We start from the raw sequence: 19,974 nt of genomic DNA, 5'->3' as shown, positions 1-19,974 counted from the left end.
TCCTCATACGCCTGAGTTCGGTGACAAAATCATATCGTGCATGACGCGCCCATCGAGGGTGTCCAGCGGTAAGCCAAGCAGATGGGCAATGGTCGCCGCCGGGGCGGTCATGGTGTGTGGCCCCAGCGTTTTACGGTCGCGGTAATAGCCCTGGCGGACGCCTGCGCCATACATCAGCAGCGCGCCGTAATTGCTGGAGAGCGTGGTCTCGGCGGTCGGTTTTTGCGGCCCGTGGTTTGCCCCCGGCACCTCAACCGGACAGATATCTTCTTTGCCCCGGCTAACGCCCCAGACAAAGCCGCTGTTATAGGCGAACACGATATCGCCCGCGCACTCGCCCCAGAAACCGATCCCCACCGCATCGTCTTTCAGCAGCGCCAGACTCACGGCGTTACGCGTGACGCCATTGTCGTCAACCTGCCAGTTGCCCAGCGCCAGTAAGGTGCGGGCGCATACCGCGTCGTAGTCCTGTTCGCTGACGATGCCTGAGGCTTCTCGCCCGGCGAGGTTAACGAAGATCTCCAGACCGCCGCGTTCATCTTTCAGGTAGACCTGACTTTGCGCCATGTCCGGCAGACCATCCTCGTTAAGCGTCACCAGCTGCTGTTTTTCCAGATAGCGATAGATGTCGCACATATAGCTGTTAGGCACCGCGCCGTGATCGGAGGCCAGCATCAGCACGGTGTCGTTGTCCATCTCCTGCATCAGTTTGCCGATCGAGCGGTCCAGCACCTGATAGCACTGACGCATCACGTCATCGTAACTCTCCGCCTGGGCGGGATCGTAGAACGGCGAGGCCGGGTCGCACTGGCCGAGACAATTGTGATGGGATTCATCAACGAGGCGGTGAACGGTCGCCCACAGGGAATAATTCTGTCGCTGAGTCAGCTCCAGCGCACTGTTGACCAGCCACAGCGATTGCTCTTCCGCTTCCTGGAGGGTGGCGGACAAATACGCCTCCTGCGGTGACGCTTTGACCACCCATTTGCTGTAAAACGGTGCGGAAACGTTTACCAGATTGTCCGCCTGCGGATGTGCCGACAGCCGCCGGGGATGCGTCACCTGACTTTGCAGGATCTCAACATCATCATTTGCCGGATCGAATGCGCCGATGTAAAAGCGCACCTGACAGGCCGTGCCTGCCGCATCAAGCGTGATCCACTCGCTCCAGGTCTGCGGTTCCAGTGGTAAGGTGCGCCCGGCCAGTTGCAGCAACGGTTTGCTCTCCTGCGCGGTTAGCGTGGCGGTCACCGACTCGCCCTGATTACCGCTCATCGTAAACTGATAGCCTTCCGCCGTTTTATTCAGCGGTTGCCATGCGCCTTTGTCGTGATAGGCCAGCGCGGAGTTGGGCGGCCAACCGAGTTTTTGCTGTTTTACCTGCTTATCACCGGTCCGCGCCGCGTAATGGGTGGTGTAGCCCATAGGTTTGAAGATTTCCGCCGGCCAGGCTTCACTGCGGCCCCAGTAGGGCGCATAGCTGAAATGGGCTTTATCGGCGTTGATGCTTTCCGGAAAATGCACCAGCGCCGCGCGGAGATCCCGCCTGCTCATCTGCTCCAGCAAATTTCCGGTAAGCGCGTTGTCCTGCGGCATCCCCTGCCCGATCCATGAGGTGCCCACCGCCTGCCCGCTCAGAAAGGTCACGAAGTTGATATCGCCCCAGGCGGAGATAAACGGCAGCAATTCCGTGGCCGCACCCTGCTTCAGCATCTGCGCAATATGTGGCAGTGCACCTTCCCCGGCATAACGTTGCAGAAGGGGCATTGATAACCCGTCCACACCGAAAAGAATAACTTTTTTCATTCCTGACTCCTTCGTCGTTGTCGCTGTTATTTCAACTGACCTGGCCGTGACTGGTTTATTGCCTTTTGATAGTCGATTTTGTTTTCAATCAAACTCTGTAACAGGCTTTCCAGGCTGCTACGAATATGCTTACGCATAACATTTTCTGCCAGTTCGCCATCGCGGGCTTTTAGTGCAAAAAATATCTCCCGGTGTTCAATCCACGACTGGTATTTTCGGCCCGGCAGACTGCTGGTGATTAAATGGAACATTTGCAGGCGTTCAAGGTGAATACACATTACCTCGTTAATTAAATCATTACCGGAAAAACGGAATATCAGGTTATGAATAGAATCACCCGGATCGTCGACCGACTCTTCATCTTCCTCCAGCAAAACCTGCAATGAATCGAGGTACTGCTCCATATTGACCAGTTCGTCGTCGCTAATCCGCTCTGCCGCATGGCGTGCGGAAATCCCCTCCAGCGCTTCACGGATCACATACAGTTCTTTGATATCCGTAAGTTTTATTTCACTGACAAACCAGCCTTTACGCGGTGCCAGCTCGACAAAATGCTCCTGCTGGAGTCGATACAGTGCTTCCCGGATTGGCGTCCTGCTCATTTGCAGCCGCTCAATAAGCCACATTTCCGTAATCGATGCGCCGGGCTTCAGATGCAGGTTGAGGATCATCGTTTTAATTTCGTCATACGCGACCAGACTCAACGATCTTTTAGTATCAGGTGTATCTGCTATTACCATAATGGACATCCACCTTTATGCTACCGGGTTTATTTGAGAACCAGACGCTGAATTTTTCCTACCATGAATAAATAGAAGAAAATAACCATTACAGCATGAGAAATGACAAACCAGAGCACCGCATGAAACGATCCGGTGATATCCAGAATGTAGCCGGTAATGATTGGCGTGGTAATACTTGAAGCGTTACTGAAGGTATTTAACATGCTGCCAGACAAGCCAGCGATTTCACGCGGCGCGGTATCCGTATTAATCGTCCAGCCCATACCGCCGATGCCTTTTCCGAGGAAGGACATCGCCATAATCGCGATCACCGCCGTTTCTGAATCGGTGTAATTACACAGCACCATCACACAGCACAGCATCATCCCGCTAATAATGGGGATCTTACGTGCCACTGAAACGGAAACGCCTTTTTTGATCAGAAAATCGGAGAAGAAACCGCCGAGCAACCCGCCAAGGAACCCGCATATCGCCGGAATGGCCGCCACCATGCCCGCTTTCATGATGGACATGTTTTTTTCCTGCACCAGATAGATGGGGAACCAGGTAATAAAGAAGAAGCCAATGGCGTTCAGACAATACTGCGCCAGGTAGGTCCCGAGCATCATGCGGCTGCTAAGAAGCTGCTTAAGATAGCGTAACTTTGGCCCCTCCGGCGTTTGCTGTGCGGCCTTATTTTCATCCAGCGAAATGAGCGCGCCGCCAGCAGAAATATACTCAATTTCCGCGTCGTTCACCTGGGGATGTTCTTTCGGGCTTTTCACGATTTTACGGAACAGCGGCAGGAAAGCGATCCCCAGTAAACCGAGCACCGTAAAGACCGAATGCCAGCCCCAGGTATGGGCCAGCCAGCCCATTAACGGCGCAAAGAACACCGTCGAGCCATACTGCGCCGAGTTGAAAATCGCCGCCGCCGTGCCGCGCTCGGAGGCCGGGAACCACGAGGCGACAATACGGCTATTGGCCGGAAAGGATGGTGCTTCAGAAGTGCCGACCATAAAACGCATGGCGAAAATAAACGCTACCGCCGTCGCGCCAGTCACAAAGCCTGCCAGACCGGTCATTAAGGTAAACAGCGACCAGAAGAAAATACTCAGGCTGTAGATAAGTCTGGAACCAAATTTATCCAGCAGCCAGCCGCCGGGTAGCTGGAACATGACGTACGCCCAGCCAAAAGCGGAGAAGATAATGCCCATATCCACCGGGCTAAGCCCAAGATCTTTGGCCATTTGCGGACCGGCCAGCGAGATGGACGAACGGTCGGCGTAGTTGATAAGCGTCATAAAAAACAGCATGGCGACCACCAGCCAGCGCACATTTGTTCTTTTAGTACGGGTTTCGCTTTGTACAGCAATAGGTTTTGAATTTTCCAGTTGCATTGCAGCTGACCTCATTAATTATCAGTATAAAGACCATGTTTTTTATATGTATTTACAGAGTGATAAATGGCTAATATAAAACGGTGTTGGCGACTCAGGAAAATACACGTACTTTTAATGTGTGAACCTGCAAAAATAATTAAAAACGAATTGTATACAATACATATACAATAGGAGGAAATATCGGCAGGCGTCCATCGCGATAAAATGATTTTATGAGTCGGGTCACATTACAGGGATTGAAATAAGTTATTAAATCGCCGATTATTTAATCTAATGCATTGTTTTGAATGGAAATAAAAATAATAAAAAACAATATGATTAATTTCTTGAGCAATACCAAAATAACGGTTTCTCTGTTTTAAGATAAATACCAATTGTTCTGAATTAAGAACAATTGGTCCGGCATTAAAGAATATTATTTCAGGATCGAGGCCAACCTGTCTGGATGAGGATGCCTTTAAAGTATGTTGTAACTAATGAGGATGTAAAGGGAAAAACGATTTACTCTGGGGCAGGAACTCGAATAACACTATTTATCAGGACATCACGGTAACGGTGATATCCCGATAACGTGTAACGCCTGTTAATCGCGCTGAACGGATTCGACCAGCAAAAAGGTTTCGAAAATTAATTCCATCTCTTCGCTGAACGTCCCTTCTCGCGTAAAAAATGCCTGATGGCTTTTACGCCAGTATTGCAGGCTCTTATCACCCTCACCCTCTGCGGCGGCATCCTGCGCGGTGACCTCGTTAAAGCGGATCAGTTTCAGGCTGATGGTTCTGATCACACAGGCCGGATGGTCACTGCCATCCAGAACGATATGATAGTCTCCCGGAGAGATCGCCTCCTCACCCTGCGACCAGGCGGCTAATGAACCACAGCTGGCTTTTTTGTCACCTGCAATCACCAGTTGTACCAGTTCGTCTGCCATTTCAGCAGAATCGCCAAACGACCAGACGTGCGCGTGTGGATAGCGGGATTTTAATTTATCAAGCGCTGAAAGCATGGTTTAGCCATTAATGTGGGTTCAGGGGTAGTGACCTTACCACAGCTATTCAGCAAGATAACGGCGGTTTGCCTGCCAAATATAGTGGGCGTTGATAACCGGGACTGAGGATATCATCATAAAAAAACGGGCTTTGTCACTAAGCCCGCACAGGAGACAACATGATCGCGTTAAGGCCAATCCATAAGGACGAGTTTTCTGCTTTTATTGACTATTTTATTCAGGATTACGCCGCTGAAATCACGGTGAATTATCGCCTCCCGGAGCAGGACGCGCTGGCGCAGGCCACCCGTGATGCGGAACAGAGTTTTCCGCAGGCCGAACAGACGCCGGACCAGATTGTCCTGTGCATCACTCTTCAGCAGGAGAGTATGCCACAGCATATTGGCTATTTCTGGTACAAGGCCGACAGCGTGCTGAAGTCGGCGTATATCAATGACTTTTGTATTTTTGAGCGCTTCAGACGTCAAGGTTATGGAAGCGCAGCCATGAAGGTACTTGAGCAAAAACTGCGTGAGGAAGGGTTCATCCAGGTGAAACTACGCGTTGCCGAGGGTAATCAGCAGGCCAGACAGCTGTACTCAGCGAATGGGTTTTGCGTCACGGGGATAAATATGAATAAGCTTTTGTGAGTTGCGGAGCGGCCTCTCTCGTTCCGTTACGTCTTTCGGGCAAGCTGAGATATTTTTTTGAAACGAAAGATCAGGAAAAATGGCCCTACAGGATTCAATATAATAATATAAGATATTGTTTTAAATAGTTTAAATTCAGTTAATTTTTATGACATGCCCCCTTTAATGCCCCCAATTGTTTTTGTGACCTGCTTTTGGGCGCATTTTTTCATCAGTTGCCATCCCTGTATCCTACTCGCAACCTCCCCGCGCCCTTACCGTAGCCTTGCAGTAATATTGCCGCGCCCTATTTCGTATAACAACGTTATCCAGTGGTTTGCTGTATAAGCATTAAACACTGATACAGCAGCCCCGAAATGAGTAAATCCAATCTGGTAGCTTTCCGCGTTCCAGCACATTTACAGGACGACTTTAATCAGGCTACACAGTCCGCTGGCGAGGACAGAACAACGTGGCTTACTGCCCGCCTTCGCGCATCCTGAGAATAACCTATAGTCCCGTATGCTGCCGATGGTTGGCGAATGGAGGTAGTCGCTGCAGCTTTAACCGATAGTAAACAGAGAATTCCGCCCCAACCATGCAATGAAACGGTGGTCATCTGAATTATTGTCGATACCATCCGGCAGTTTTTGACAATGGCCCTATCATCGCTGAGCGGTTCAATGAGGCTGGATATCAAACCAAAGCGGGTTGGGCATGGGATAAGGACATTTACAGCGCGTGGAGGCGCTAGGGGCATCGTGCCGATAAACTGGCTGCCATACTGCAGACATAGTATCTAGCTATCTGCGCGGAGCTGCTGGCTTCGTCCGCTGATGTGATGAATGGTCACTGATTGGAGGTTGGATAGATTTTGTGCCTTCTTTCGTACCAAATTAGATAAAAATGCCCGTGAAGCTCTATACCCCATGCGCGTCGAGTATTCCCTAATCTGAACCTAAAAATGGTGTCGAACTGCTCGTAACCCAAATCCATCCATCTTTCTACGGCTTCATCACATAAATCTGTTATGTCATGATCATGATGCATAAGATGCCTTTCACCAGATGCCATCTTTTGTATTTCATACCAATCTAATCCTTGAAGGCTATTCATGCTTAAAATTATGGGGTCTGCCCACTCAGAGTCTGACCATTGTCTGAACTCTCCCCACCCCCACTCGCCATTCACATCAGCATGCCTTGCACACCACGTCATTAAACAACCGAAGCGCGAGCCGGATTCATTTGTTACCGGCTGCTTTGGCACGTCAAGCGTCCCAAAGGAGGACCCAATGATTGGAATTTTTTCTAAATCGGGAAGAAATGCCACTTTCGGTTGATTTTTAATAGCTAAATCTTGAAACGACTCAGATAAGCGGACAGCTTTCTCTTTCCTCTTTTCAGCCTTTGCTAGCTTGCGTTCTAGGCGAATATGCTGTTTCGACATAGTTACAGGGAAGAATAATATTCAGCCATAGAGGCCTTGGTTATAACCTCAGAGCAGGAGGCCATAGGCGGCATATCTCCCCTAGCTTCTAACCAAGGCGCCTCTTTGTGAGTGAGATTACTAAGCCACTGAGCAGTTTTATCACCATAAAAATCGAGCACTATATCTATGGTTTCTTTATGGTCTTCACCCAAGTTGGATGTATCACCGTCACTAAAATCTGCGGAGTTTACCTTGAACATCCCTCGATGCATATTATAGAGGCGTTTGTTAACGGGACCATTCGCCCAAGCCTCAAACTCTTCTGGAAAGATTTCTTCCTCATCCCATACCAAAGCCCATGCCTGGCTGTAATACAACAGCTTTTGAAGCTTCATGGCTGTGATTTCGCCAGTTTTTTCAAGTATATACTTAGCGGCATCAATTACGCTCGCCATAGATGTCTCCCCCGATCATTTCAGTCTACCAACGTCTGCTATCGTTAATAATCGCATATAACCTCGGGTATTGCCCATCGTAAAATGCCATTTATAGACTCTGCGTGATGGCGCACTCTCCATCGCACAATTTACCCGGTGTGTTTGGCTGATAATCAGCATCTGATTACAATGCCGCCTTTAGAATTCGTCAGGTGGTGTGCACGTCGAATGCGCAGTTTTGCCGCGCACCTGACTGCGTACTGCGCACCGTATTTTTGACGAGAAGAACTGGCCTTTAAGCCTTAAGCCTCTTCTGGCACGGGTTTGAAGTAAGTGCGGCATTTAAATTCGTCAAGAACAATCCAATATTTAGGGTGCTCGATGGTGCATACATCACTGCGCACGCCATTCTGCGTGCCAGCATCAGCCCGGCGCTTTTCCTCCAACTAGTTAGTCGCGAAGCTACTTTAGTGGCGTTTGATAAACTTCATCATTGGTTAAGTATTCCATTAAGGCTACTACTCTGAGCACCTATCAGCTTAGCTTTAACTGTTAACAGAATAAGCCTCCCGCTTTCACAACTCTCTATATAAGCAAAAAAGTACCTTTTTTCTTGGGATAACGGGATAACTTCAAAATAAACCATTATTATCAAAATGTTACACATTTAAGTTTATCCCAAGGTTATCCCAGTTATCCCAAAACAGGGCTGTTTATCCCAACCTCTCACCGCCGCGGTACTGGCTTGCTCCATCGGTATGCGGGGCCGGTCATCATTTCACGGTACCGCCGAGATAATACCGCCCTATCTTCCAACTGACGCTTCAATTCCCGCAGTTCTACCGGTTCGAGCTGGTGGCCGTCATGCTCGAGCTTGGCAATGGTCAGTAACTCTATTTCGCGTGGCGTCATGGTATATCTCCCTGCTGGTGGTCATTTACTAAAATCCCATCCAACCTACAGGCATATTCTGCCAAGTGTGTCGGTGAAAGATGCGCATATCTTTTGACCATCTCAATGCTTTCCCAGCCGCCCATCTCCTGCAGTACAAATAATGGGACTCCAGCCTGCACCAGCCAACTTGCCCAAGTGTGCCGAAGATCATGGAACCGGAAATCTTCTATGCCTGCCCGAGTGAGTGCCAGGCGCCAGGCATTGTTATCATCGACACGCATCTTCCTCACCGATGGAGTCATTTCGCCATTTGGTTTTGGCTTTGGTTTGGTATGTACAAAAATCCAGCATGGGTGTTTACCCTTTTGCCGTTCAAGGATTCGGCAGGCTGTCTTATTCAGGGCTACTCCTATCGCCTTGCCTGTTTTAGAGTTTTCCGCATTAATCCATGCAAAACTTCGCGCCAGATCAACTTGCCTCCATTCCATATTTATAATGTTCGAACGCCTGAGCCCAGTTGCCAACGCAAATTCTACAACTGATTTTAACGGCTCATTACAGACTTCGATTAGTCTCTTTGCTTCATGTGGCAATAACCATCGAACGCGGTTATTTCTAACGGGATATAGGCGGATGTATGGCACCCTGACCAGCCATCGCCATTCATAACATGCCTTCCTCAGCAAAGCTTTTAGGAAGGCTAAATGGGTGTTTTTGGTTGCAGGTGCTACCTGGCGGGCTTTGTATGCAGGCGGAAGTGAGTTTGAGCTTTTCACGGTCTTGGCTCTATTTCTGACGTTTAGCTCATACCGTCGATTAACCATCTTCCCTATAGCTGTAGAGATTTTATCTTCAGTAATTTCATCTAAAGTTCTACCTGAGAAATGTTCACACCAAAAATCAATTCGAATCCGGTCGTCAGCCAATGTTTTCTTACCAGCTTTTTCTTCTAGCCAACGTATACAGGCCCTCTCGAAGCGGATTTTAGGAATCTCCCCCAAGTTTGTAACTCGCCAGGACTCGTATTTCAGTTTATCGTGCAGCTCCTCCGCTAACTTCCTGTCTGGCGTTTTAAGTGATTTCCTTAACCTCTTCCCATCAGGAGCCAGGTAATCGCAGTACCAGATATTTTTTCTACGGAAGAGCGCCATAATCACCTCGGTGTTGGCCTTGATAAGTTCGCGCTCTGAGGTTGCGTTTTCGGTGCGAACCTTTGTGCAAACCTCTCGCCTGCGAACCTGTCAGCATTTGGAAAAAAGCTCGCCAGTAAGCAAGCTCACACGGCATAAATGATGGATACCATAGCGGATACCCCGCGCGCGTACTGGTCACGAAACTCTCCATAGTTGGTTTGTTGCCAGCCAGAGCAATACTTCATTAGTCTGCAGGGTTACGCCTTTTTGCCCTAGTCTTGGCTGGCTGCTGGCGCTCGACCCAGTTATCGACTTCGTGACGGTTATATAAGATTGGCGAGTTATCCTTTGGCTGACAGTCACCCGAATAGTGTCGATATTCCCGGCCTTCAAGCCATGACTTCTCGCGCGCAGATTTTATTGCGTGCTTTGTCAGGCCAGTAATCAACATCAGAACTTCTTCGGAAACCCATTTGTTTGGAACCAGCATAATAACTTGTTTCTCTGACATGCACTCACCACGAGGTTTTACAATATTATGTCCATGACAAGAGCTTATTCAATCCAACCTTTTTTAATGTGAGCATAATCCCGACTACAGATATCCCTTGGTTTTAAAAAATGCCATCACCTTCACGTTTCTAAATAGGGTTCCTCCCTTTGGCGGCATAATTTCCTGGACAGGCTCCCGTAATGGCATCCTCTGAACTTTCCGACGCTTGCGCATGCGGTTGAAAGTTGCGCGTGACATACCGCCAAGCATTTTATGAACATCCGTTCTGGTAATAAGTCCCGGATCTAATAATTCCAGCCCGAAAATCTCGCGCTTGTATGCCGCCTAGGGCCATACTTTTATCTGGCTTTATCGAAAGCAATGGAGAACCGATGCGTCTTATCAACTTAAGCGAAGTCATGCTCATGACGGGATTTAAAAAAACGGTAATTTACTCATGGGTTAAGAAGGGTACGTTTCCACGGCCAGTTAAAATTGGCAGATCAGCCAGATGGTCGCTCGAGGAGGTAGAATATTGGATCCAAAGCAAACTTGATTCAAAGGCTGACAATCAATAAAGTTTCCGTGGCAACCTGCCCGGCAACCTCTCGTTTGGCAACCTCTCGTTTGGCAACCGGCATTTTGCCGGAAACCAGTATGGAAACCATTCTGTTGGAAACCTGGTGTTCTGGTTACCAGAAGTGGTTACTGGTGCTGGTTACCCTCTGCATGTATCCATCGTACACTTGCCGTTTTGGTGGATACCAACATGGATACCCCATGTATGGATACCTCATTTTCGTTGCTGTCTGGCTGCCGCCCCCCATTAACAAAAATGCGTTTTCCATGAAGGCGTTTTTGCCCGGTAGTTATACATCTATCTAGTGCCACTTTTCCGGAAAAAGTGACCCTATGATTTTGGCGCATAGTGCCACTTTTAAAAAAAGTGACCCTATGTGCGTTCGACATAGGATCACTTATTGGTGAAAAGTGATCCTATGTACCCTCCATCTGGAGGCATTCAGACGCGGGCCGCTTACTTACTTTCCCGGTCATAACTGATAACAAGTTTCGACATGTTGCCAAACTCTTATAATCCGGGAGTTTGTGGTGTGGATAAAATGATTACCTCAAACAGATTAGGCGCTCACTATTTGCCGCTTGGTTCGCGCCTCCGAACTGGTAAAGCCCTGCGAACCTGCGGCAAACAGAGCAAATATCGTTAGCTCTGTTCTGGCTGGTGGCCTGCCATCATATTGTCGCAATGCTAAGTTTTGCTAAGTTCCGTGTACTAAAAGTGAATAACAGGGTCGCCCTCAATCCCTGGTTTTCACTCGCGAATAGCTGCGCACCTGAATTTATCTGAAGCCCAGTGTTGGCCCTCTGCGCAGTCGCAATATCAGGTTTTATCACCCCTTCACGGGGTAAGGCAAATTTGCGCAGTCTGCGGATGACTGCGCAGTGCGCAATTTTGTGCGCAGATTAAGAGGTATATCTCTAACGTGATTTCAGGCCACCAGTCCTTATCTGACAGGCATTATTGTGGCAATCTGTGCAAAAGCATTGGCATCATGCTGCGCAGGTCCAGCGTGAGGAAACGAGAGGTAGAGCGCAATTAAATAGTGCCTTTTCGATGCGTACCTGCTTGCGTACCGCGCACCATTTTTTTTTGGACGGGTTAATTGGGCCGCATGCCTTAGTCCGCAGTTGGTGGGGATTTACGGCCCTGGCAGTACCTCAATCCTTCCAGAGCATTCCAAATTTTGCGCACTTTTCACTGCGTACCTCACTGCGTACCGCCATCCTGCGTACCAGCATCCACCCGGCGCTTTTCTTCCAGCCAGCGACGATACCCTTCACGCTGGCGCGCCTTCCCCTCATCTGTTCTGGCGTCATGGAAAAGCGAACAGGCCTACCTTCCTTATCGGTGATCCAGTAAAGGTGATTCAGACGCCAGAGTTTGTCACGCAGCAAGGCGAGGTGTTCCGGCTTCATGGTTACCCCTTCGCTAAATCATCCATCATACTCGACAGGTCATCGACTGTTTTGTTGCCTTCCTCGGTGTCGAGGTTATAGGCCTTGCGCTCGGCGTTAATCACTTTAATTTGCGCATCCACGCCAGCAGTAATTGAACGTGATATAGAGGCGTGATTGTCCTCGGTGATTTCGGCATCTTCGAGGAAGTCACGTAGTTTGTTGGTTATACCGCGCCACGCAGCCAGACCTTCTCGGTGAGCCAAGACTACAGCGGCGGCTTCATCGGAAGCTTTCTCAACTATCTGCGCATCAGTTACCACATCACTCTGGTAACCATCGCTGGTAACCGATTTGGAAACCTTAGCTTTGGTGGCGATCGGGATGTCGCTTAATTCGGTCTGGAAGCGCTTACGGGTTTCGTGGAAAAGATCCACCCACTTCTGACCTAAGTTTTTAGCAATTGCCTTCGTCGGGTCGTATGACGATACCTGCTGAATGGTGACACTAAGTCCGAACTCTTGTTTCACCTGGGCGGATATTTGCGTGGGGGTGTCGAAGCAGGCTAAGGCCTGAACTATAAAGGCTTTAACCTCCGGTGATAATGCAGCCATTGGTCGCCTCCATAGCTAACTCAATATAACACTCAGGCCAGTTTCATCATGCATGTTCCGCATGCTCTGGCAATATTGAGGCGAGCAACTTCCGCTGGCGCATTGGCCGCATCCACCAGCTCCGGCACTTCTTTGCTGGCACCGTAACAACGCCGACACCAACGAATGATAGCCAAACCGGTATCCTCAAGGGTCATCCTGAAAGGTTCTGTGTTGATATGTTGCGCGTGTGAAGCGCGGTGGTGGAGGTAATAAAAAACCCGCCGGAGCGGGTTTGATTTATTCTACGATTTTGGGGATTTTTGGTATGTCTTCGACAATAATGTCAAAATTGGTAATGTCTCCAGGTTGAACAGTGACTTTAAAATCAGTATTTGCAGGTATAATTCCTTCAAACACAGATCCATTAGTCATTTCAATCTTAAACTTCACTGGACGATTATTGCGGATGGTAGTGGGAGTTCCATATTCTAAATCTCGTGAAATGGTTTCCCTAGGGCCTGCCTTTTTGATATCTGAGTCCATCAAAATGCTCCATTTGCTTTACGTGACAATCCAAGAGTTGATTGTAGCGTGCTTATGTAAGGACCATTGTGTTCTGCATCAGAGATCAGAAATTCAAGAACATAATTACCTTCATTCTGAGTAGCACCCATGTACTGAGGCTCAGCATTAGATACCTGATTGTTGATGACAACCTGAACATTCAGCCTACCACCTCCCTGCATATCCTTATTACTTATTACTGAACCATTGTCGCCGGGGATCATGTATTGCTTACCAGTGTTAGAGCGGTAAATTTCAGGCTTCCCGCCCTCACCTACCTGGTACATCGAACCAGCAGTAACAGGGCCGCCATTCTTTCGCATACCGGCGATTGATAGTGCCTGAGCTACGCCAACGGTTGACGCTATGCCAGCCTGCGCTGGCACGGCATTAGCCCCAGCCGTTGCGAGAGATGTCATAGCTGCGGCCGGTGCCATTGAAGCGGCAATTAGTTGTCCCTGAGCGATAGTAGCTGCTGACGCTGCCGACATACCTACTTGTCCCATAATGACGGACTTAGCCCACTCAACTCCCATCTGCACAAAGGAGTTAATAACGCTGTTAAGAACGGTCGAACCGAGTGATCTCATTGCTTCGCTAACTGACATGCTGCCAGTAACAATGCCGGTCAAAGCGTTAGACGCATTGCCAGCGAACGAGTCAAAGGCGGCTGCGGCTACTTCATATCCGGTTCCTTGTTGCCGCCAGATTTCCCACTGCGCGGCAATCCTCTGTTGCTCATACTGCTGGTTGGCAGCATTCATCAGCTCAAGCCCGCGCTGAGTGATCTGGCCTTTCTGTGTCTCAAACTGCTGGATCATAGCCAGTTCCTGAGCGTGCTGGTTAGCCAGTTGCTGAACAGGATCAATTTCCCCTTTGGCCTGCGCGGTCGGGCTTACCACGCCCTCAGCACGGATTTTGGCAAGGTTAATCTGATGCTGCTCTTCCAGCCTTTCCGCCGTCCTGTCGTATTCCTTCTGTGTTATCTTTTTCCCATCAAGCGCAGTGCGCAGGTCTTTCATATCCTGACGGTGTGAGGCGTTTTCCTTAGTCTCAGGCAAAAGCTTCTCAGCAGCGGCCTGTGCTTTGAGTGCGTTGGCTGTATCCCATTTGGTCGCGGCATATTCGCCAGCCTGGCGGATCATCTCGGCGCTGGCATTTTTGCTCAGTGAGTTTTGCGCGTTCAGGATGGCTTGCGCCCGGCTAAGTTCTTCCGTTGACTCTGCTGATTGCTCTGAGGCTTCTTTTAGACGCTGAAGCTTTTGCGCATCTGACTCGGCAGCATTAGCGGCCTTTTTGGTTTCAGATGCGGCGCTTTTGTCTGCTTTCTTCCTGTCGGATAAAGCCTTAGTAGCATCATATTCAGCACCAGCTCTTTGCCTTGCCATCGTTACGTAATTTTCAGTATCTTCAGGTGTGGACTGAGCTTTTTTAGCTAATGCACGGATTTCCTTCTCCGCTTTCTTTTGCGCCCTCAGTCTATCGTTGAATATTCCTTGAAGTTCAATTTGATCTTGCTGCCCATCCAAATAATCTTGGATATCCTTTGGTCTATCCACTAACAGACTGGTAGAGTTAAATTTATCTTTTGCTCTTGAACTGAAGTTAATAGCATTTCCAAGTTGATTCATTATTCCAGTTAAAACGGTGGCTTCTTGACCATCTCTTTTTAGAAGGTCAATGCCCTGGCGGAAATCACCATTAAACTGGGCCTGAAGAATTCTTGTCCCGCTTATTGTTTGACTTAGCTTGGTTCTAGCTGCGTCAACTTTAGCAGTTAGCTGGATAGACTCACTCTCAAGAGAACTAACATTCGAAACCGCTTCTGAATAAAATATATTGTCCTTGGTAAGGTTTTTTAAAGACTCCCTTCCTTTTTCAAGTCTTTTATTTAGGGAAACTAAGCTTGCCTCATCTTCTTTTAAAACATCTTGCTGTACCTTAATCGATTTATTTGCCTTATCAATTTCCGCTGCAAGCTGAGTGAGGCTCATAGTTTTCATTTTTGCTATGACACCATCCAGCTTGTCAGCAAAATCTATGCTTTCCTGTTTCGCTTTCTGCATAGAGTCATACAGAAGATAAATTCCTGCCGCCGCTATAACCGCGAAACCTACAGGCCCACCAATGAGCGATAGAGCATTACGGGCCAGACCGCCCACAGTCAAGGTTGCCGCAGCTGCCGCAGTTGAAGCAACTCTTGTCGCTGCCGCCTCGGCGATTTTAGCTTCCGCGTAAACCGCCGAAGTTTGTGTGGCGATCGTAGTCATGGCTATAAGATTTTGTAATGCAAATGTTTGTGCAGCCGTTCCCTTTGCAACTTCGTACTCTGTTTTTGCAACGGCCAGATTGCTTAGAGCCATTTCTTTATCGAGCCCGGCCTTTAGTGTCGTTACGCGTGCGGCATTTGCTGTTGCTGCTGTTGACTCAGCAGTGGCTACAGCCTGAGCTCTCGCGGCAAGGGCATCGTCAATTCTGTTTTTTACTGACAGGGCAAGCGCACCAGCAAATCTTCCTCCGAATATAGCAGCCGCCACGCCAACCATATTTGCCACAACCCCAAGGTTATCACTTAATAATACAAGCCCCTGATTAAAAACACTTATTGTCGTATTTGCGCTGGAATTCTCTCTGACAAATTTAGTGATATTATTGCTGGCCACTGTGAATGCCTGACTCATGGTCATAACAGTATTGCTAAACTCCTTAGCAATTACATCGCTTTGCTCAAGCAAGCCTTTAACTACTACATCTGTGGTCAATTTTCCCTGAGCAGCCATTCCTCTCAACTGCCCTATTGTCACACCTAAGGAATCAGCCAGAGCAACTGCCAGCCGACTGCCGTTCTCTGAAATAGAGTTAAATTCCTCTCCCCGCAATACTCCGGATGCCAATGCCTGTGACAATTGAACCATTGTGGAGCTGGCCTCTTGAGCGGTCACTCCGGAAACTGCGAGCCCTTTATTTATCGTTGAGGTCAGTTTAATCAGATCGGCGGTGCTCGTGCCGGCGCTTCTGGTAGATCTCTCAAGGCGAGAATACAAGGTTGCCGTGGACGACAAATCACTCATGGTGTTTTGAGAAATATCAAAAACTCTCTGAGTGACATCAGCTAACTGCTCGTTTGCTCTCACTGCGTTCGAAAGTTTGTTACTTACAGTAATCCACTCGTTACCCCATTGAGCAACCTGCTGTATGGATAAAGCTGCCAATAACCCCTTAGCTACACCAGATAAGCCAGACATGGTTCTTTGCATGCTGCCGATAGAGCGTTCCGTTCTGGTAACGCTTGCTTCCAGTCGCCCCATGCTCCCACCAAGGCCGTTCAGGGCAGCATCAATTTCACGCCTTGCATCCAGCAATCGATGGGTATCTATATCCACTTCATAAACAACCCGTCCGGCACTGACAGATCCAACCATTTCTTGCCCCCTGCTAGTGATTAATTCGCTTAACTGGCTTTGAAAGAGCATGGCGGTGCATACTTTCGAGTACAGCTTCCCCATGTGTTGTGATTGTATATTCCCGGCCGGTCAGGGAGATCATTTCACACAGCATCGCGTAAGATTCGCGCTCTAAATCCCCACACGCCATATTCCTGGCCGCATAAAGGCAGTTATCCACCAGACCGGAGGCAAGCTGATCTCTATTAACTTCTCCTTGATTACCGGCGTTGCTGATTAGGGCATTACCATTTTTGCGTTTCAGATCCCGGATATGCGTTTCCGCAATAACGCATGCAAGGCGTTGTAATTGCTCCACTATGCCTCCTGAGCTATCTGAGCGATCGCTTTATCCATCAAACCACGTGCGATTTCATGAATAGTTGGCGTAACACCGATACCAGACTGCTGGCGATGCTGCTCCTGGATTTTTCGGATTGCCTGAATCTGTATCTCACTTAGCAGGACTGGCTTAACTGACTGTTTAGACATAATCACCTCCTGGGATCTACACAAGAACTATAGTTGCAAAAATTGAAACGATTAATATCATTATACCATTTTATGAAATAAATATTTATTGTTTTGCTCTAAAATTTTGACAATAAAAAACCTCGTATAAACGAGGTTTTCTGTCTTAAGGATCGCGATTTGTGAGTTGTCACATGCCGGAGAGAGTCTGGGAAGTGGTGCTCACACACTGTTTCATAAAGGCTTCCTTTGTCGCAGTTGTGTTCTTCTTAACGCTATCTACAAACTCTTTGTTACTGACTGTTGCCTGTATGGATGCGATCGATTGAGCGCGCATAGCCCGCTGGGTCTGCGCGTCCAGTGCTGGATTTTTAAGTTTTATCTTGGCGATGGCATTATCAGCTGCGCTTTCTGGTGACATATTGAAAAGCACCACGTCAGTTATCTGGCCCCAAGTAACTTCACAGCCAACTTTTGCCTGTTTATTAGCCATTGCCATCTTCTCTAAGTCAGCGCCGCCACAACCGGACAGAGAGAAAAACTCCAGGTCTTCAGATGTTCTGTAGTCTCCATCGATTGAGACATGACCATCTTTGAACGCAAAAGGCTTATAGCCCACGTAGCCGCCATATGAATTTTTAGCATTCACTTCACCGCATACATATTTGACTCCTTGAGAGTTAATGATGCCTCTCAAGTTTCTGAATGTAGTGCTGTCAGGGTCTTTCATCAGGTTTCTTACTTCGCTTTGAGCGGCGATGAAGTCAGCTTTAGCAGCCATTACGGAGAGTGGTAGAAAGGCAAAGACTAATGCGGCGAGTAACTTGTTCATACCTTTATCCCTTTAGTATTGGTGAAAATAATCATATTGTCATGAGCCGTCCTATGGCAATAAAAACGTCCGCTCTCTAAGTGGTAATCACTTCGTTTTAAACCTGAAATCCTCGCCACCAGGCTCAGCTAATCCAATGCGATAGTATGTACCTATTGCGGCTTTAGTTAACCTCCACTTCTTTGACCAGCATATCCCATAATTGTTTTTCATTATCCATTGTCTGTATCCCTTCCCACCAAGTTAATCAGGATTTCGTCCAACTCGTCCCTGCCATCGTGCCGCTCACTCTGTAGCAGCCATTTCAACACATCCACCGCCTCGCGCTGGTGGCGTGGGCGCAGGTTGCCAACTTACCATCGAGCCAGTCCTCCCGATCGTAAACCTCCTGTCTGTGCTCCGCCCCATACGTCCACCCCAGCTCTTTGCTGGCAGTGTTACGCATACGATAGAGCCAGTCCCAGTATTCAAACTCACGTACAACATCAGAAAGGGTGTGCGGGTCTGGCAGAACGTCGCTAAATCCATCCTGCGCTACCATGCGGACATCCTCGACTTCAAAGTAACGATCAGCGCCAGATATAGAGCCGCTGGATGCCTCCTCCTCTGTCATGCCGAAGTCGTCAGCCACCAGCAGCGCCGACTGGTCAATCAGCAGTTCTGCGGCCACCGGCTCCATCGCGGCATCATAGCTGCCGTAATGCGCCCTTACCTGGCGGGCACTGGCGATCCCCTCCTTTGCTCGGCGGATGAAGTGCTGCGGGTCGTCCATAAACATAGTGCCGAATGCCACGTTGAGTAGGTCAGCGCCGTTGAGCACAAGCCAGTCACGGTAGCGCTTCTCTGCGTCTTTCGGATTGATGGTCAGCTTCTTCAGGGCTTCCTCAGTGGCGGCCAGGTGCGCCGGTTCATTCAGTTGAATCACCTCCAGCACCCAAAGGTAAGCGTCGGTCTGTTTATGCCCGGTCACCACGTTTCGCGGCGGTAGCGGCTTCACGGTCGCCAGCTCACAGCTGTGTACCGGCTCCGGGATGGTAAACAGCGCGGCGTGGGCCGGGTTGTCATCAAACAGGCCGCTACGCTTACAGACGGCGCGCACCGTAGTGGTTTTGATACCCAGCTCACCGGAAATGCGGCCATACCCAAGGCCCCGACGTTTAAGGCGGATGATCTCCGCTTTCTGTTCAGGCGTCAGGCGCATGATCACCCCCTGCCGTAATCTTGCCGTTCATGGTCGAGAGGTTTTCTCGCGCCAGTCGCTGCTGCTCCGGCGTAACCTCTCCTTCTGGTTCCCCTGCGAGGTTATAACGCGACCCACCAGCGGCCAATGCTTTCAGATAGGTTGCGCGCCGGGTGTACATCGCAACAGCAGCCCTGATCTTGCCCGCGCCGGTAATTCCCCGGGCGCACATATCGGCGGCTATCAGCTCGGCAGTGCCAATTGCCAGGGGGCGCGGCGCGTCCAGGCTGAACGCTGCAGGCCAGTGGGTTAACAGCAGTTCCAGTTTTCTGCGGTTGTGGCGGCTACGCTTTGTATCTGTCGCTACGCCAGCGCCTGAGTGAGCCGTTTTCTCTGTTGATGCCGTGTTAGCGGATGGTTTTACCAATGCGCCTGTTGTGGAGCGTTTCAGGCTCAATACGGGACGTTGATGTTTATTCATTTTCGGCATTCTCAAAACGGCACTTGATCGTCATAAGGCGGGGTCTGGTCGTAATCCTCATAACCCTGCGCGTGAGGTGAGGCAGGGCCACCAGCCCCCATATACTGAGGCGCGGCTGTTGCCTGTCCTAGCTGGGCCTTCTTCCCTCTTGGGCGCGCAGTTCTGGCACTGATCACGCTGTCGGCGATCACCTGATATCCGGTCTGTGTGCCACCGTCATTACCCGTCCACTGATTCACCTGCATATTGCCCGCAACGCTTACCATGTCGCCCTTCTGATGCTTCGCCAGCGCTTCGGCCTGTTTGCCAAACGCAGTAATCGCAAGCCAGAAGGTGGACTCTCCATTCTCTGCTTTCTGGCACGGCAGCGTCACCGCCATGCGGGTAAATGCCATCGGTTTATCGTTGTTGGTCGTGCGGCTCTGCACATCCGCCACCAGCCGCCCGTATGCTGAAATTTGTGCTGTCATGGGTGAAACCCTCATGCTCAAGAGATA

21 protein-coding genes and 2 pseudogenes are annotated in these 19,974 nt (G+C 49.3%); 3 read left to right on the top strand and 20 right to left on the bottom strand.

Annotation, left to right across the window (positions count from 1 at the left end):
• Nucleotides 1-3: 3 nt before the first annotated feature.
• From P0H77_RS06740 to P0H77_RS06725, 4 genes are all read right to left on the bottom strand, one after another.
• Nucleotides 4-1,806: an alkaline phosphatase family protein gene (locus P0H77_RS06740; RefSeq protein ID WP_276164133.1), complete on the bottom strand. Its 1,803-nt coding sequence runs from the start codon at nt 1,804-1,806 to the stop codon at nt 4-6.
• Between the two features lie 26 nt (nt 1,807-1,832).
• A complete protein-coding gene (locus P0H77_RS06735) occupies nt 1,833-2,546 on the bottom strand; it encodes a GntR family transcriptional regulator (protein WP_276164132.1) in 714 nt (237 codons plus the stop codon).
• Between the two features lie 29 nt (nt 2,547-2,575).
• Entirely contained in the window at nt 2,576-3,928 is a 1,353-nt protein-coding gene (locus tag P0H77_RS06730; RefSeq protein ID WP_276164131.1) for an MFS transporter, read from the bottom strand.
• Between the two features lie 586 nt (nt 3,929-4,514).
• Entirely contained in the window at nt 4,515-4,937 is a 423-nt protein-coding gene (locus tag P0H77_RS06725) for an ASCH domain-containing protein (RefSeq protein ID WP_276164130.1), read from the bottom strand.
• A 161-nt stretch (nt 4,938-5,098) separates the two neighbouring features.
• Here P0H77_RS06725 and P0H77_RS06720 point away from each other — a divergent pair, with 161 nt between their 5' ends.
• Nucleotides 5,099-5,569 (top strand): GNAT family N-acetyltransferase, encoded by a 471-nt coding sequence (locus P0H77_RS06720; protein WP_276164129.1) that lies wholly within the window; start codon nt 5,099-5,101, stop codon nt 5,567-5,569.
• Nucleotides 5,570-5,925: 356 nt separating this feature from the next.
• Nucleotides 5,926-6,302: pseudogene (locus P0H77_RS06715) on the top strand (hypothetical protein).
• 95 nt (nt 6,303-6,397) lie between these two features.
• Here P0H77_RS06715 and P0H77_RS06710 read toward each other — a convergent pair.
• The 5 genes from P0H77_RS06710 to P0H77_RS06690 all read right to left on the bottom strand — a co-directional run bounded on the left by P0H77_RS06710 (nt 6,398) and on the right by P0H77_RS06690 (nt 9,954).
• A complete protein-coding gene (locus P0H77_RS06710; RefSeq protein WP_276164128.1) occupies nt 6,398-6,997 on the bottom strand; it encodes a hypothetical protein in 600 nt (199 codons plus the stop codon).
• A 2-nt stretch (nt 6,998-6,999) separates the two neighbouring features.
• Nucleotides 7,000-7,434: a type II toxin-antitoxin system antitoxin SocA domain-containing protein gene (locus tag P0H77_RS06705; protein WP_276164127.1), complete on the bottom strand. Its 435-nt coding sequence runs from the start codon at nt 7,432-7,434 to the stop codon at nt 7,000-7,002.
• A 708-nt stretch (nt 7,435-8,142) separates the two neighbouring features.
• Entirely contained in the window at nt 8,143-8,328 is a 186-nt protein-coding gene (locus tag P0H77_RS06700) for a hypothetical protein (RefSeq protein ID WP_276164126.1), read from the bottom strand.
• Nucleotides 8,325-9,461 carry a site-specific integrase gene (locus P0H77_RS06695; protein WP_276164125.1) on the bottom strand — a complete coding sequence of 379 codons (1,137 nt, stop codon included), beginning with the start codon at nt 9,459-9,461 and terminating at the stop codon, nt 8,325-8,327. The genes P0H77_RS06700 and P0H77_RS06695 overlap by 4 nt, the downstream gene beginning before the upstream one ends.
• Before the next feature lie 226 nt (nt 9,462-9,687).
• Nucleotides 9,688-9,954 carry an excisionase family protein gene (locus tag P0H77_RS06690; protein ID WP_276164124.1) on the bottom strand — a complete coding sequence of 89 codons (267 nt, stop codon included), beginning with the start codon at nt 9,952-9,954 and terminating at the stop codon, nt 9,688-9,690.
• A gap of 320 nt (nt 9,955-10,274) precedes the next feature.
• On the opposite strand from P0H77_RS06690, the gene P0H77_RS23195 reads away from it, so the two are divergent.
• Complete coding sequence (locus P0H77_RS23195; protein ID WP_346429446.1) at nt 10,275-10,514, top strand: AlpA family phage regulatory protein; 240 nt, start codon at nt 10,275-10,277, stop codon at nt 10,512-10,514.
• A gap of 1,159 nt (nt 10,515-11,673) precedes the next feature.
• Here P0H77_RS23195 and P0H77_RS06680 read toward each other — a convergent pair.
• From P0H77_RS06680 to P0H77_RS06630, 11 genes and pseudogenes are all read right to left on the bottom strand, one after another.
• Nucleotides 11,674-11,931: a hypothetical protein gene (locus P0H77_RS06680; RefSeq protein WP_276165224.1), complete on the bottom strand. Its 258-nt coding sequence runs from the start codon at nt 11,929-11,931 to the stop codon at nt 11,674-11,676.
• A gap of 2 nt (nt 11,932-11,933) precedes the next feature.
• Nucleotides 11,934-12,524 (bottom strand): DUF2280 domain-containing protein, encoded by a 591-nt coding sequence (locus tag P0H77_RS06675; RefSeq protein ID WP_276164123.1) that lies wholly within the window; start codon nt 12,522-12,524, stop codon nt 11,934-11,936.
• Nucleotides 12,525-12,556: 32 nt separating this feature from the next.
• Nucleotides 12,557-12,676, bottom strand: a pseudogene (locus tag P0H77_RS06670) (hypothetical protein); the annotation flags it as partial.
• 127 nt (nt 12,677-12,803) lie between these two features.
• Nucleotides 12,804-13,049, bottom strand: coding sequence for a hypothetical protein (locus P0H77_RS06665; protein ID WP_276164122.1), 246 nt, complete (start codon nt 13,047-13,049; stop codon nt 12,804-12,806).
• On the bottom strand, nt 13,049-16,492 hold the full coding sequence (locus P0H77_RS06660; protein WP_276164121.1) for a tape measure protein: 3,444 nt from the start codon (nt 16,490-16,492) through the stop codon (nt 13,049-13,051). Before P0H77_RS06660 ends, P0H77_RS06665 begins: the two co-directional genes overlap by 1 nt.
• Nucleotides 16,493-16,505: 13 nt before the next feature.
• Entirely contained in the window at nt 16,506-16,832 is a 327-nt protein-coding gene (locus tag P0H77_RS06655; RefSeq protein WP_276164120.1) for a hypothetical protein, read from the bottom strand.
• Nucleotides 16,832-17,005: a hypothetical protein gene (locus P0H77_RS06650; RefSeq protein ID WP_276164119.1), complete on the bottom strand. Its 174-nt coding sequence runs from the start codon at nt 17,003-17,005 to the stop codon at nt 16,832-16,834. Before P0H77_RS06650 ends, P0H77_RS06655 begins: the two co-directional genes overlap by 1 nt.
• 169 nt (nt 17,006-17,174) lie before the next feature.
• Nucleotides 17,175-17,816: a hypothetical protein gene (locus P0H77_RS06645; RefSeq protein WP_276164118.1), complete on the bottom strand. Its 642-nt coding sequence runs from the start codon at nt 17,814-17,816 to the stop codon at nt 17,175-17,177.
• Nucleotides 17,817-18,120: 304 nt separating this feature from the next.
• Nucleotides 18,121-19,017 carry a helix-turn-helix domain-containing protein gene (locus P0H77_RS06640; RefSeq protein WP_346429445.1) on the bottom strand — a complete coding sequence of 299 codons (897 nt, stop codon included), beginning with the start codon at nt 19,015-19,017 and terminating at the stop codon, nt 18,121-18,123.
• Nucleotides 19,001-19,477 carry a ProQ/FINO family protein gene (locus P0H77_RS06635; RefSeq protein ID WP_276164117.1) on the bottom strand — a complete coding sequence of 159 codons (477 nt, stop codon included), beginning with the start codon at nt 19,475-19,477 and terminating at the stop codon, nt 19,001-19,003. Before P0H77_RS06635 ends, P0H77_RS06640 begins: the two co-directional genes overlap by 17 nt.
• Before the next feature lie 11 nt (nt 19,478-19,488).
• Nucleotides 19,489-19,947 carry a single-stranded DNA-binding protein gene (locus P0H77_RS06630; RefSeq protein ID WP_276164116.1) on the bottom strand — a complete coding sequence of 153 codons (459 nt, stop codon included), beginning with the start codon at nt 19,945-19,947 and terminating at the stop codon, nt 19,489-19,491.
• Between the last annotated feature and the right edge of the window lie 27 nt (nt 19,948-19,974).

This window comes from Superficieibacter sp. HKU1 (genome assembly GCF_029319185.1).
In the GTDB taxonomy this organism is placed as follows: domain Bacteria; phylum Pseudomonadota; class Gammaproteobacteria; order Enterobacterales; family Enterobacteriaceae; genus Superficieibacter.
The sequence above is the reverse complement of the archived record's forward strand: the minus strand, read 5'-3'. Positions and strand labels throughout refer to the sequence as shown.

Coding starts and splice junctions, on each gene's coding strand:
- P0H77_RS06720 (WP_276164129.1), top strand. CDS start 5,099: ATGATCGCGTTAAGGCCAATCCATAAGGACGAGTTTTCTGCTTTTATT.
- P0H77_RS06735 (WP_276164132.1), bottom strand. CDS start 2,546: ATGGTAATAGCAGATACACCTGATACTAAAAGATCGTTGAGTCTGGTC.
- P0H77_RS06725 (WP_276164130.1), bottom strand. CDS start 4,937: ATGCTTTCAGCGCTTGATAAATTAAAATCCCGCTATCCACACGCGCAC.
- P0H77_RS06690 (WP_276164124.1), bottom strand. CDS start 9,954: ATGTCAGAGAAACAAGTTATTATGCTGGTTCCAAACAAATGGGTTTCC.
- P0H77_RS06630 (WP_276164116.1), bottom strand. CDS start 19,947: ATGACAGCACAAATTTCAGCATACGGGCGGCTGGTGGCGGATGTGCAG.
- P0H77_RS06700 (WP_276164126.1), bottom strand. CDS start 8,328: ATGACGCCACGCGAAATAGAGTTACTGACCATTGCCAAGCTCGAGCAT.
- P0H77_RS06635 (WP_276164117.1), bottom strand. CDS start 19,477: ATGAATAAACATCAACGTCCCGTATTGAGCCTGAAACGCTCCACAACA.
- P0H77_RS06660 (WP_276164121.1), bottom strand. CDS start 16,492: ATGGTTGGATCTGTCAGTGCCGGACGGGTTGTTTATGAAGTGGATATA.
- P0H77_RS06665 (WP_276164122.1), bottom strand. CDS start 13,049: ATGGACTCAGATATCAAAAAGGCAGGCCCTAGGGAAACCATTTCACGA.
- P0H77_RS06705 (WP_276164127.1), bottom strand. CDS start 7,434: ATGGCGAGCGTAATTGATGCCGCTAAGTATATACTTGAAAAAACTGGC.
- P0H77_RS06730 (WP_276164131.1), bottom strand. CDS start 3,928: ATGCAACTGGAAAATTCAAAACCTATTGCTGTACAAAGCGAAACCCGT.
- P0H77_RS06650 (WP_276164119.1), bottom strand. CDS start 17,005: ATGTCTAAACAGTCAGTTAAGCCAGTCCTGCTAAGTGAGATACAGATT.
- P0H77_RS06680 (WP_276165224.1), bottom strand. CDS start 11,931: ATGAAGCCGGAACACCTCGCCTTGCTGCGTGACAAACTCTGGCGTCTG.
- P0H77_RS06675 (WP_276164123.1), bottom strand. CDS start 12,524: ATGGCTGCATTATCACCGGAGGTTAAAGCCTTTATAGTTCAGGCCTTA.
- P0H77_RS06640 (WP_346429445.1), bottom strand. CDS start 19,017: ATGCGCCTGACGCCTGAACAGAAAGCGGAGATCATCCGCCTTAAACGT.
- P0H77_RS06710 (WP_276164128.1), bottom strand. CDS start 6,997: ATGTCGAAACAGCATATTCGCCTAGAACGCAAGCTAGCAAAGGCTGAA.
- P0H77_RS06740 (WP_276164133.1), bottom strand. CDS start 1,806: ATGAAAAAAGTTATTCTTTTCGGTGTGGACGGGTTATCAATGCCCCTT.
- P0H77_RS23195 (WP_346429446.1), top strand. CDS start 10,275: ATGCCGCCTAGGGCCATACTTTTATCTGGCTTTATCGAAAGCAATGGA.
- P0H77_RS06645 (WP_276164118.1), bottom strand. CDS start 17,816: ATGAACAAGTTACTCGCCGCATTAGTCTTTGCCTTTCTACCACTCTCC.
- P0H77_RS06695 (WP_276164125.1), bottom strand. CDS start 9,461: ATGGCGCTCTTCCGTAGAAAAAATATCTGGTACTGCGATTACCTGGCT.